This window comes from Rhodopseudomonas palustris (assembly GCF_013415845.1).
GTDB classification, from domain to species: Bacteria; Pseudomonadota; Alphaproteobacteria; order Rhizobiales; family Xanthobacteraceae; genus Rhodopseudomonas; species Rhodopseudomonas palustris_F.
This window is the reverse complement of record NZ_CP058907.1, coordinates 2,443,880-2,456,262: the sequence shown is the minus strand read 5'-3', so window position 1 is coordinate 2,456,262 and position 12,383 is coordinate 2,443,880. Positions and strand designations below refer to the sequence as shown.

Annotated in this window: 10 protein-coding genes; 3 read left to right on the top strand and 7 right to left on the bottom strand. The window is 65.8% G+C overall.

Annotated elements, in window-relative coordinates; translation table 11 throughout:
• Nucleotides 1–215: 215 nt before the first annotated feature.
• From HZF03_RS11225 to HZF03_RS11200, 6 genes are all read right to left on the bottom strand, one after another.
• Nucleotides 216–962, bottom strand: coding sequence for a helix-turn-helix transcriptional regulator (locus HZF03_RS11225; protein WP_119017348.1), 747 nt, complete (start codon nt 960–962; stop codon nt 216–218).
• 129 nt (nt 963–1,091) lie between these two features.
• Nucleotides 1,092–1,646: a flagellar biosynthesis repressor FlbT gene (locus HZF03_RS11220; protein WP_119017349.1), complete on the bottom strand. Its 555-nt coding sequence runs from the start codon at nt 1,644–1,646 to the stop codon at nt 1,092–1,094.
• Between the two features lie 68 nt (nt 1,647–1,714).
• Entirely contained in the window at nt 1,715–4,393 is a 2,679-nt protein-coding gene (locus HZF03_RS11215; protein WP_119017350.1) for a DUF1522 domain-containing protein, read from the bottom strand.
• 379 nt (nt 4,394–4,772) lie between these two features.
• Nucleotides 4,773–5,249, bottom strand: a complete 477-nt coding sequence (locus HZF03_RS11210) for a hypothetical protein (protein ID WP_011157849.1) — start codon at nt 5,247–5,249, stop codon at nt 4,773–4,775.
• Nucleotides 5,246–5,860 (bottom strand): PepSY domain-containing protein, encoded by a 615-nt coding sequence (locus HZF03_RS11205; RefSeq protein ID WP_234803405.1) that lies wholly within the window; start codon nt 5,858–5,860, stop codon nt 5,246–5,248. Before HZF03_RS11205 ends, HZF03_RS11210 begins: the two co-directional genes overlap by 4 nt.
• Nucleotides 5,861–6,365: 505 nt before the next feature.
• A complete protein-coding gene (locus tag HZF03_RS11200) occupies nt 6,366–6,950 on the bottom strand; it encodes a TetR/AcrR family transcriptional regulator (RefSeq protein ID WP_234803406.1) in 585 nt (194 codons plus the stop codon).
• A gap of 330 nt (nt 6,951–7,280) precedes the next feature.
• Between HZF03_RS11200 and HZF03_RS11195 the strand changes: the two genes are divergently transcribed.
• Together HZF03_RS11195 and HZF03_RS11190 are read left to right on the top strand one after the other, a co-directional pair.
• Nucleotides 7,281–7,877: a hypothetical protein gene (locus tag HZF03_RS11195; RefSeq protein WP_119019752.1), complete on the top strand. Its 597-nt coding sequence runs from the start codon at nt 7,281–7,283 to the stop codon at nt 7,875–7,877.
• Nucleotides 7,878–8,070: 193 nt separating this feature from the next.
• Nucleotides 8,071–9,489 (top strand): sensor histidine kinase, encoded by a 1,419-nt coding sequence (locus HZF03_RS11190; RefSeq protein WP_119019751.1) that lies wholly within the window; start codon nt 8,071–8,073, stop codon nt 9,487–9,489.
• A gap of 14 nt (nt 9,490–9,503) precedes the next feature.
• On the opposite strand, the gene HZF03_RS11185 is transcribed toward HZF03_RS11190, so the two are convergent.
• Nucleotides 9,504–11,798 (bottom strand): CHASE2 domain-containing protein, encoded by a 2,295-nt coding sequence (locus HZF03_RS11185; protein ID WP_119019750.1) that lies wholly within the window; start codon nt 11,796–11,798, stop codon nt 9,504–9,506.
• Nucleotides 11,799–11,969: 171 nt separating this feature from the next.
• Here HZF03_RS11185 and HZF03_RS11180 point away from each other — a divergent pair, with 171 nt between their 5' ends.
• Nucleotides 11,970–12,374 carry a hypothetical protein gene (locus HZF03_RS11180; protein WP_119019749.1) on the top strand — a complete coding sequence of 135 codons (405 nt, stop codon included), beginning with the start codon at nt 11,970–11,972 and terminating at the stop codon, nt 12,372–12,374.
• The last annotated feature ends 9 nt before the right edge of the window (nt 12,375–12,383 follow it).

Genomic DNA, 12,383 nt, shown 5'->3' with positions numbered 1-12,383 from the left:
CCCACGCCACGGACGCGTGCCCGCACTCCGAGGTCGAACAACATCTGACGCGATTGAAAATCAACTCGGACGATTTGCCACACCCGCGCGTCGCGGCCGCACCACGCGCAACTCGCCGCGCATCGCCCGCTTGGAATCGCCGACGTGGAGTAAGAAGGAAGAACGGCGCGCCAACGGACGAGCGGACGACTAGCCCGCGTTTTCTGTCGCGCCGCTTAGGCGGGCCTGCGCATGCCGAGCGCTTCGCTGTTGCGCATCGCGAGCAGCGCCGCCTGGGTCCGGTTGGCGACGTTGAGCTTTTGAATGATGCCCGCCACCTGCGACTTGATGGTGAACTCGCTCATGTCGCGTTCTTTGGCGATCTGACGATTGCTTTTGCCGCTGGCGAGATAGGGCAGCAGCTCCAATTGCGACGGCGTCAGCTCGCTGAACACGTTGTGGTCTGCGACCGGCGGCTTGGGAATCGTCAGCGTCGGCGTGCGGTCATGCGAGGCAGCGAGCGCCTCGACGATCGCACCGCGCACCGCCCCAATCATCGCAGCTTCGGCTTGAGCTGCGGCGGCAGCGCCCTGCCCGATCATCAGCGCCGACAGCTCCTGTCGGCCGCCGAGCAGCACCGACAGGTCGATGTGCAGCACCACGATCGCGTCGGGATCATCCTCGCTCGGCGTCGCGACGATCAGAAAGTGCTTCCGCTCGCCGTCTTCCTCGCGCCAACTCACTGTCGAGAAGAAGTCGATGCTCTTCTCGGCGAGGCTCTTGAAGCCGCGCAGCAGCTCCAGCGAATGCCGATCCGGCCGGATGCAGGCATCGAAATAGCTCTTGCCGAGCTTGCTCTTCGCCTTCGACGTGGCGGGCGCGCCGGTCTCTTCGCTGGACTCGAGAATCTTGCCGTCGCGATCGATCACGAGGGCGCTGATGCCGACCCCTTTGATGATCTTCGATAGCTGCGAGCCCAACATGATGTGCGAATGTCTGACCGGTTCTTGAAACGTCTCCGCGCAGAGCCGAATCGCGCGAGACCTCGTAAATTTACGGGAAGCTAGAGCGGGCTCGAGAGAGTCGTCATCCCCACTTTTGGTGATGCAGAGCTACCCTGCATGGCTGCGCGACTGACCAGCACGATAGCGGCGGCGATCGCGGACGAATTCGACCGAGGGCTGAACCTCGCGCGTGCCCTGCTTGATCGGAGCCGGCTCGGATTCGTCTGCCGACCAACTGGGGTCGGTCTCGTCGAGCAGATCGCGATACACCTTCAGCGCGGCATAAAGCCGATCTTCAGCGATCGCCTTGCCAGCCTTGTCGACGGCCTGCGCAGCCGCGGGCATCTCCGCCAGCAGGCGCTCGGCCGCTTCTAAATAGGATTCGATGGTTGCGCCATCGCGGCGCAGATAGAGTTTCTGAAGCCGCAGATACACCTGCCTCAGAGCGGTGTCGGCGCGGTCTTCCAGAATGGTGTTGGCCTGGCGCAGCACCGGCGCAATGCCTTCGATCGAGAAGGTCGACGATTCCGTCCATCCGTTGACCAGCGTCAGACCGCCGATTTCGATGCGCTCGAACGGCTTCAACGTGATCTTCAGTCCGGATGACCCCTTCCGCCGCGGCGACTTGGCGGCGAGGAGTTCGGTCATCTCGGTCAACGGCATCTGGTCTCTCCTGGATTTAGAAGAAGAACAGGCCGGCGACGTTTCCGCCGCCGGCCCGTTCGTTGTCGTTAGCGCAGCAACTGCAGGACGCCCTGCTGCGACTGGTTGGCCAGCGACAGCGCCGACACCGCGATCGACTGACGGGTCGACAGCGCCTGGCTGTTCGCCGCTTCCTCGTTGGTGTCAGCCAGCGTCAGGTTGGCCGATCCGGTCTGCAGCACGTTGATCAGGCTCTTCGAGAAGTCCTGACGCGCCTGCACCACCGACAGGTTCGAACCGAACGCCGAGGCCTGCGACCGCAGCGTGGTCGAGGCGGTGCTCAGCTTGGTCAGCACGGCGTTGGTGGCGTTGTTGTCGATGAAGTCGACGCCCGAGCTCAGGTTCGACAGACCGAGGCCGGTCGGGTCGAAGGTGACGCCCTGGATCGAGATCGTCGACTTGCCGGTTTCGTTGAACACCAGCTTCAGGTTGTCGCCGTTCAGCAGGTTGACGCCGTTGAACGAAGCATCCTGAGCCGTGGTCTTGATCTGGTTCAGGATGTCGTTGAACTGCTTGACCAGGCCCGCGCGGGTGTTCTGCGCGTTGACGTCCGCGACCGGCGCCTGAGGCGTCGTGAAGGTCAGCGTGGTCAGCGCAGTGCCGCCGAGCACGCCACCTTCGTTGCCGCCCATGGTGTGGGAAGCGTAGTCGTTGGAGGTCGAGATCGTCAGCTTGCCGGTGGCGTTGTCGATCGACGCCGACATGTTGTTGGCGGCCAGCGCGACGTTGAGCTGGGCCAGCGACTTGACGGTGCCGTTGGTGCCATCACCGAACGTGACGTTGACGCCCGCACCGCCGTTGAAGGAGGTGAAGCTCAGCGTCTTGCCGTTCAGGCTGCCGGCGCTCGCACCGCGGGTCGCGGAGAACGAGCTGTCGGTGCCGCTCGGGCCGGTCAGGCCGAGCGCCGACATCGCGTTGCCGGTGCCGGTGATGCTGAGGTCGGACTGCAGACCAGTCGAGAGCTTCAGCATGCCGCTGGTGATCGACGAGTTGGCCGCACCGCTCGCGGTGGAGATCACCGCGCCGGCATTGCCCAGGGTCGCCTTACGCACGCCGGTGGCGAGGTCGACCGCCTTCAGCACGTCGTCGAGGGTGCCCTTCTGCAGGTACACCGTCGAGTTGCCGTTGCCGTCGGTTTCGACGTTGCCGGAAATGCCGGTGTGCGATGCAGAGGCGCTCGGCACCGCTGCGTTCTTGAACGTGATGGTGTGGCCGTTCACGTTCAGGGTCGAGCCGTCCTGGATCAGCGTACCCAGCGTGGTGCCGTCGGTGGTGCGCTGCTTGGTCAGGGTCAGCGGGCCCGAGCCGGTCGCAGTGGTCAGGCCGAGGTTCTTGAGCAGATCGGTCGGACCGGTCAGATTGAGGTCGGCGCCCGACGAGCTGTTGATGGTGACGATGCCACCGGAGACAGACGACGGGGTCTGGCCGGCGCTGGTCGAGATCGTCGCCACGCCGTTCGAGATCGAAGCCGACTTCACGCCATTTGCGAGATCGATCGCGGTCAGAACGTCACCCACGGTCGCGTTGGTGAAGTTGCTCTGGTTGCCGAGATAGATCGTCGAGTTGCCGTTGCCGTCGGTGCCGATGCGGCCGAGAACGCCAGTGCCGGAGGCAATGTTGTTACCCTGCGGGGCATCGGAGGTCTTGAAGGTGATGGTCTTGCCGTTCACCGACAGCGTGGTGCCGTCAGCAATCGCGGTCGAAGACAGACCACCGTGGCTGTTGAACAGCTGGGTCGTGCCCGAGATGTTCGCCGCCGCGCTGGTGGCCGCCGCGGTGTCGACCTTGAACTGGGTCGAGCCGCCCAGGCCGAGCTTGGCCAGCACCGCGCCGCCAGCGTTGTCGCTGATGGTGAGCGGGCTGTTGGTGCCCGAGTGCAACTCCAGCTTGCCGCCGGTGACGGTCGACGCGTTGGTCGTGTTGTTGTTCATCGCGTCGATGGTCTTGGTCAGGGCCGTCAGGTCCTGATCGAGGCCGATCGTGTAGTTGCCTTCGGAGTCCGCCTTCGCCGTACCAGCGGTAGTGAAGGTGATGGTCTTGCCGTTGACGGTGATCGCGTCGCCGGAAGCAGGGCCGGTCGCAGTCGCGGTCAGACCGTTGGTCAGATCGCTGATCTTGCTGGTGGTGGTCGCCGGGCCGCTGGCAGTGCCGATGGTCAGCGCACTGCCGAGTGCGGTGTTGTCGGCGGCACCGACGACGGTGACGGCGGTCGCCGCAGCGATGCTGACGGCAATGCCGCCCAGCAGGTCGGTGGCGGAGGCAGTGGTGGTGCCGCCGGCGGTGCCGTCGAACACCACGTTGCTGCTGGCAACGGCGTTGCTGAAGCTCTGGGTGCCGCGGAGGTCGTCAGCAGTGGCGCCGGAGATGGTCGCCGACACGTTCGACTTGGTGGCGTAGCCAGCGACGGTCTGCAGAGCCTGGTTGGCGATCGACTTGGCGCTGTCCACCAGCTTGTTCAGCGAGGTGATACCGGTGTTGGCGGCCTGCAGGATCTGCACGCCGTTGCCGATGCCATCGAGCAGGTTGTTGATGTCGCTGGCGCGGCTGTCGAGCGAAGCAGCGGTGAAGAAGTTGGTCGGATTGTCGAGCGCCGTGTTCACCTTCTTGCCGGACGAGAGGCGGCTTTGGGTGGTGGCGAGCAAGTCAGCCGTGGCCTGGAGCGAAGAAAGATTTTGGCGGACGGCGTTGGAAAGAACGATACCGGACATGGACGTTTGCCTTTCTGGGCAATGGCGTGTCGTTGCGCCGAACTTTTCTGTCGGCCCTGCATCTTCAAATTCGCGCCGGAAAGGATCGTTGAACCGCCAAACGTCCAGATGGACGTCACCTTCACCCATTCGGACGCGCGGACGGTAAGCTGAGATTTACGGGTGGCGCGCGGCTCGGACTGGGATGTCAGGAGCGCAAATCCGCAATCAGAAGCGTGCTTCGCGAAGAGCGGAAACGCTCATGACTGCGAAACCACGCGCCGCTTGTTCGGCGACGGTTGGGGCGATGGATGCAAGATCGACGAGTTACGCGCCTGTGCGATGATCGCGGCGACGCAACAGCCTACCGAGATCGTCAGCTCGGGCTTTGCGTACCCAATCAGTACGCCGCGCGAGCCGTTCGGGTCGGTGGGCGGCGCGCTGGCGATGCGAGGAACAGCTCCCGGCGGCAGGCCTCGGCGAACGGCTGCAGCAGATCGTACTTATCGACGTCGAGCATCTTGCGGTCGTGCAGATCCACCGGCGGGCGGAAGTAGATCTCGACGATCGCTTCGATCACCCGCTCGGCCTCGTGAATCGTTTCCGCTGCAGCGAACAGCCGCAGCTTGCCGATCACTGCGTAGATGCCGATCATCTTGGTCGGATCGTCGAGCGAATTCACCAGCGCATCGACATAGAGTTTGGACGCCTGGTCGATGAACTCGCCGAAGATCCGCTCGCGGCGAGTGTTCTCCTGCGCGATGCGCGCGGTCTGCTCCTGGTGGCTCTGCGTCAGCCACGCCGTAGCCAAAGAGGCCAGTCCGCCGATCGCCGAGCCGGCGAGCGCGGCAAGCGCCGAAATCGAGGCGCCAGTCATGACGGCTCCTTGATCCCCGGTGCATGCGGCTGACGACGATCGGGCGACGCGCTCGGCGGCAGCGATGGCGGCCGGCGCAGGCGCGCGCCCGGCGGCTCCAGGACGACCTCTTTGAAATCATCGCCGGCAAGTACCACGACGACGAATTTCAGCTTGCCCCGCTCGATCTGCAATTCGCCGAGCACGGCACGGCCACGGGTCGAGCGTTCGGCAACCGCGACAGCCTCTGACATGCCGGGGCCGACCGCCTCGAGCGTCGCCATCTCGGCCCGTTCATCACCATCGGCATCGGCGCGCGCAGGTGACAGCTGATCGCTCAGAACCGTGCCGGAGATCGCCGACACGACACTCTCCCACACCTGCCCGTCGCGCGCCGCGCGAACGCGATAAACCAGTCCCTCGGCGATGACGTCCGTTTCAATCCGGAGGCTCTTGGTCCCAGGATGGCGCTTCTCGGCAATGCCGATCGCCTGCCCCAGCGACACCGGGGCGCTCCGCACCATATCCAGTTTCCCCTCACCCCGGCCGTCTGCGGGCGCCGCTTCGCCGGCCGCGGGGCCCGCCATCGGCGCGCTGTCGGCTGCGGCACGCGCGGCGGTCGGCGGCGCCATCGACAGACTGAGAAAAAACGCGGTGAGGAGTGCGGTACGCATCGGTTCGGCTCCGGCCGCTGGGCAGCAGAGAGGTGACGCCCGCCGCAACGAAAACAAGAAGCGCGACCGATCACATGGGGCGGCAGGTGATCGGTCGCGCGTGGCCCCTCGACGGTGGCGGGAGTCCGGCCATCTGGCGAGCCACGAGGCGCTGGGGCGCCACAACGATACGATACCAGTTCGTTTCGTTTTGTCAAACGGTGAACCGATGGGTGCCGTCAACCGGTCCACAGGACGGACGGCGTGAACACGGTCGCGACGGTGAAGGGATTAGAGATTCGGCGGCCCGCTCGACCGCCTACGGCCAATCCGCAGGGCGGATCGGACGCGCAGCCCGGACGATCACGATGAGCTGATCGCTCGGAGGCGCGGCGCTTAGCGCCTCTCCGGCCGGTGAGACACACGGCGTGCGCGAGCACACACCGTGCCCCGCCGCGCTCGGTAAGCCGGCGGCCGGCAAAAGCTATCCAGCCGAATTCGGCCTGATGCCGTTAAGGAACAGCTTGACCGCAAGGCGCAGCTGTCGTTCGCGGTTCTTTTCGTCGATCGGTATGCCGAACATCGTCAGCCGGGTCAGCGGACCAACCACGATGTTGAGGAACGTCTCGGCCGCCACCACGCTGTCCGGAACACGGACCAACCCCTGCTCTGAGAGATGATCAAACAAGCGTGCCAGGGTCGCGACCGCGTGCGCCCACCCCTCCTCGTGCGCAAGCCGCGCCAGTTCAGGGAAATTCGCCGCCTGGAATGACAGCGTCCGCATGATCGCGGTGACTTCCGCCGAGGTACCAATCTCCTGCACCTCACGGCCGATGCCGACGAACCAGCTCTCCAGCGATCCGTTCGCAGGATTGTTGCGGCGCTCCTCGACGCCGCGCGCCAGCGGCGCCATCCAGCGCTCGATCTCCCGCCGCAGCGCCGCTTCGAACAAGCCTCGCTTGTCGGTGTAGCGCGAATACACGGTCAGCTTGGAGACCCGCGCCTCTTCGGCCACCGCGTCGATCGTGGTGGCGTCGAACCCGCGCTCCATGAACAAGCGGGTGGCCACGTCGAGCAATCGGAGGTCACGCTGAAGAGCGGCGGTGCGCGTCGGGCGCCCTCCGCGGGATTTGGTGGTGCGTTCCTTTGCAGCGGTCTTCTGCGCTGCTGACTTCAACATTGTTCGCGTTGCCTCCGGTCATCACCAGTTGGACGCATTATAACCGGCTCCCGCCCCATAGCTACACGACGATCGCCGGCTTGTCCGGGAACATCCCGATCGACTTCTTAAAAACAAAACGTTATCGTTCTATTTAGGCGGTTTGATGGAGGACGGCTCCGATCACGGTTGCCCGCACGGCGACCGGAGCATCCTCGGAATGAAGGTCGAAGGTCTGAAATGTCCGTGAGAGCGAGCGAGAGCAACGAAGTGATCTGGATCCGGCAAAAGCGCGACGAGATCGATCTGCTTGCCTCCTCGCTCGGCCGATGGGCGACGCATCTGGACGGCAACGGCCGAACGGACGCGCATCGCGCGGTCGCGGAACTGCTGTCGATCCGGACCATATTCGCCGAGCGGCTCGACGCGTTGTCGGCGCATCCCTCGGTTCCGCCGCAGATTGCCGAAATCACCCTCGCCCGGCTGTCCGACGAATGGGCCAAGGCCGACGAGGAAATCCGGTCGTTCCTGTTCGCCCGCTGCGGCGCCCGTGCAGCCTCGGATGAAGAGCCGGCAGACGGCAAACCGCAGCAACGCAGTGCGGCAATCCAGGCCTCGCTGGAGCGGCTGCGTCAGGAATCGCGGGCGGCGATCGATCAGGCCAAGCGCGATCTCGATATCACCGTCAGCCGGATCGCCTCGGAACAGGTCCGGCTCGGCACGTTCTCGACCACGAGCGACAAGGCCCTGAAAACCATCAAAGCGAGCTTCGAGCGAACCAGGACGCTGCACGACCAAACCTGGGACCGCATCGCCGAACTCCTGAACGAGCTGTGATCGGCTCCTGCCCCCGAGTTGCAACACCACCACTCACCAGCCTCGTAACTTCGCCTTTCGTCTAATTTATCGATCATCAGCGACGAAATCGCACACCAGAACTGCGTCCCTAGACCAAATCTACAGAGCTGATGCGATTCAATCCGCTCCGGATTTGCTTTAGGGTATCCCGGTCGTGATTGCGTGAGTGCCGATGACTCGAAAATCGTTATCAAGAACATTTCTCGCGCCGTGGCTGCTCGGCGCGACCTTGCTGTTGTTCATCGTCATCGCCGGCGCGCTGGTGCTCAACCTGGTGCGGCTCCGCGACAGCTTTGCCTGGGTGCAACAAACCAACAAGGCGTTGCTGGCGATCTCCGCGATCCAGCAGGCCGTGCTCGAAGCCGAGACCAGCGAGCGCGGCTTTCTGCTGACAGGTATCGAAACCTATCGTGACAGTTACATCCGCGCCCGCGACGCGCTCGCCGCCCGGCTCGACGGGCTGCGCGCGGTGCTCGCCGACAACCCGGAGCAGATCGCCCATATCGATGAGCTCAGGCTGCTGACAGACATGCGGATGGCGCAGCTCGGCCGCGTCGTCGAACTCGGCCCCGAGCGGATGCGCGAGGCCCTTGATATTCTGGAGCAGGCCCGCGTCGACCGCCTGACCGAGCGGATCGAGACCAGCCTGTCGGTGCTGACCCGCGCCGAACAGGCGCTGCTGATCCAGCGGCTGTCGAAGCACGATCGTGAAAGCCTGGCCGCGGCGCTGATCACTGCGTGCCTCTTGATCCTCGCGGTCGGCAGCGCGGCGATCGCCGCATTCCTGCTCGAACATCAGCGCGCAGTGACACGGCAGCAGGAGGCCGACCAGCGGCTGCAGGCGCTGCAGGCCGAATTGCTGCGGGTCGCCCGCCTCAGCACCATGGGCGAGATGTCGAGCGCACTGGCCCACGAACTCAACCAGCCGCTCGCCGCCGTCACCAACTACGTGCAAGGCTCGCGGCGACTGATCGAAGCCAGCAGCCACCCCGACAAGAGCAAGATCAGCACCGCGCTCGACAAGGCCGCCCAGCAGACGCTGCGCGCCGGCGCGGTGATCCAGCGGCTGCGCGAATTCGTCGGCCGGGGCGAGACCGACAAGACCATCGAGAGCCTGCGCGCGATCGCCGAAGATGCCCTCGCCCTCGCCTCGGTGCTGACCCGCGACCGGCCGGTCGACGTCGCACTGTCGCTCGATCCCGCGTTCGACCGGGTGCTGGTCGACAAGGTGCAGGTGCAGCAGGTGTTCCTCAATTTGATCCGCAACGCGTTCGAAGCGATGCGCGATCAGCGCGAGCGCAAGCTGACGATCGGCAGCCGGCTGGTCGAAGACGACATGGTGGAAGTGGTGGTCGCCGACAGCGGCCCGGGTCTCGACGCGCTGATCGCCGAGCGGATCTTCCAGCCGTTCGCGACCACCAAGGCGGACGGCATGGGCATCGGTCTGTCGATCTCGCAGACCATCATCCAGGCGCATGGCGGCTCGATCAAGGCAGAGCCGGCGCCGGGTGGCGGCACGCTGTTCCGCTTCACCCTGCCCTGCGCCGATCCGATCCGCCAGCAGATCTCGTTCAGCCCGGCGGCAGAGTAACTGCCGTTTCGTCGCTAACCGCCGGCGCGGTCCAGCACCGGCCGAGCCACGTCGGCCAACGCCGCAGCGCGCCGGGCAAAGTGATCGTACAATCCGGCGACCGCCGCAGGCGCCAAGGCGCGGCACGCGGCCACCATCGTCTGCGCACGCGCTCCGTCACCAGCGGCAAGCGCATCGAGCAGATCGCGATGCAGCCGCTGCAATTCGGTGAAGGCGTCCGATGCCGCGAACGCCTCGTCGCCGGCAAGCGCAAAAAGCCGCGCCGGGTGCGACTTGCCTTTCAGCCTGATCTCGCCGGCTTCGAGCAGCGCCAGCTTCGGCGCGGCGCGCGCCACTTCTTCGGACACCAACAGATCGGTGCCGAATTCTTTCGAGGCGCTCTCGATCCGCGCCGCGACGTTCACCACATCGCCCATCGCCGAATAGTTGAACCGCCGCGACGAGCCCATGTTGCCGACGCAGGCCGTGCCGGTGTTGAGGCCGATGCCGATCCGCACCACCGGATCGGCGAAGCCGCGGGCAGCGAACCCGAACGCATCGCTGTCGTTGAGCTGTTCGACGATGCCGCGCATCTTCAACGCGGCGTGGCAGGCACGTAGCGCGTGATCCGGCACGTCGACCGGCGCATTCCAGAACGCCATGATCGAGTCGCCGATATACTTGTCGATGGTGCCGAGCTCGTCCTGGATCGCATCTGATAGCGGCGACAGCAGCGTGTTGATGAAATCCACCAGCTCGGTCGCGTTCAGCGCCTCGGAAATCGGTGTGAATCCGCGGACGTCCATGAACATCACGCTCAGCTCGCGCTGCTCGCCGCCGAGCCGCAGGCCGTCCGGCGTGCGTTCGAGCTGGGCGAGCAGATCCGGCGCCAGATACTGGCCGAACGCCTGGCGCACGAACTTCTTCTCGCGGTCCGATGCGGTGTGCAGCACACGCTCGACCGCGATGTAGGTCAATAGCGTCGCCAGCGACGGATACACCGGATCGATCAGCAGCCGGAAGTGCGAGAACGCGATCCACGAGCCCCCGATCGCGCCGACGAACACCAGGGCGCAGGCGATCAGCGAGAACCGCGCGCCGGCGATCAGCACCAACGCTGCGACCAGCGAGCCGAGCAGCAGCGTCATTACGATCTCGAAGCCGTTCGCCCAGTCCGGTCGCTCGAGAAACTCCTGCGAGACGATCTGTTCGATCATCTGCGCCTGGATCGCGACGCCCGGCATCACCTGCCCGATCGGCGTGGCGCGGACGTCGCCGAGACCGGATGCGGAGGTGCCGATCAGCACGATGGTGCCTTCGAGCCGGTCGCGCATCTGCTCGGTTTGGGCCGGATCGAGCACGTCCTTGGCCGACACGTAGCGGTCCGCACGGTCGCGATTGAAATACAGCCAGGCTTCGCCGTCGTGGGTCAGCGGCAGCTTGAACTGGCCGATCCGCATATCCACCAACGCGGCATCGCCGACATCGTCGTCGCCGGACGCGCCGGTGCCGCGGATGATGACACCCTTCTGGCCCTGCGCCACCCGCAGCGCCTCGACCGCGAGGCTCGGATACACCCGCGCGCCGTCGGACATCAGCATCGGCAGCCGCCGCACCACACCGCCGCGATCGCTTGCCGACAGATTGATCGCGCCGATCCCGGCCGCCACCGCGTCGAGCTGTGGCAGATTGGAGACCGCGCCGCGGAACGGCGGCAGCACGTTGGCCGGCGCCACGCCGACGAACGCCAGGCCGGTCTTCACCGACGGCCGCGTGTCGTTCGGGCGCTGGCTGGCGGCAAAGCCGAGCACGGTCGGCGTCTGCTGCATCGCTTCGGCAAAACTGGTGTCGTGATCGGGCAGGCTCTTCAGTAGCGCCACGGCGCGATCGCGATCCGGCAGATCGGAGGCACTCAGATCGGCGATCAGCCGCTCAGGCGTGGTGCGGTCCGGCTCGGAGAAAATGATGTCGTAGGCGATCACGCCGGCGCCGAGTTCGCCGAGCCGCTTGGTCAGCGCGGCGAGCCGCGTGCGCGGCCAAGGCCACTGGCCGAACGCGGCGAGCGAGGCATCGTCGATATCGACGATCCGCACCGGCAGGTCGCTGCCCGGCGGCCGCGGCGCCAGCCGCTGATACGCATCGAAGGCCCGCTCCTTGGTTTCGGTGACGATGCGCGGCTCGTAGGTCCGCAGCGCGGTCAGCGCGATCAGTGTCGCCAGCGCGGCGAGCACCGCGCGCATGTACTTGCCGCGAACCAGCCGCCGCAGCCGAACCCAACCGCGCGCGGCGCGGCCGAGCAGCGGATGCGTCCCCCGGCTCAGCAGCCGCACGGCACGGCCTCCCGGATCGCGACCGAGCGGCGTGGGCGGGACAGCGGCCACAGCACGGCCGGGGGAACGGGGAACTGGCGCATCACGCCGACGTTAGCAGATCGCAGGCCGGTTCGGGAGCACGCCCGGCTGGCCAGGAGGAGTGCCCCGATGGGACCGCACAGCTCTCGCATGCGCATCGCCACCTCGCTGGCAGTCTTGCTCGCCATTCCGGTCGGTCTTGGCGCCGTCTATGCCGTCCCGCTGATCCACCCGGCCGATCCGCCGCTGCAGCGTCTGGCCGACCAGGCCGCCCTGCAGGGCGTCACCGCGCTGGCCGCCAGCGCGGCCATTTCTCAAGAGCGCAGCACCGCAGTCTCGACCGCGGCCGCCCGCCGCGTGCTCGGAGACCGCGAAGCAACGGTGCAGGCCAGCAGATTGTCCGCAGACGAACTCGAAGTCTCGGTCGAGGTCGTCGATCCCGCCACCCAGCAACGGGTGCGATCGAGCGCACGCTACGTGCCGCCGAGCTCCGGCCGCATCGATCAGCAGTCGGCAGCGATCGGCCGCCGCGCCGGCCCGCCCGGTCATATGTAGATGATGGTC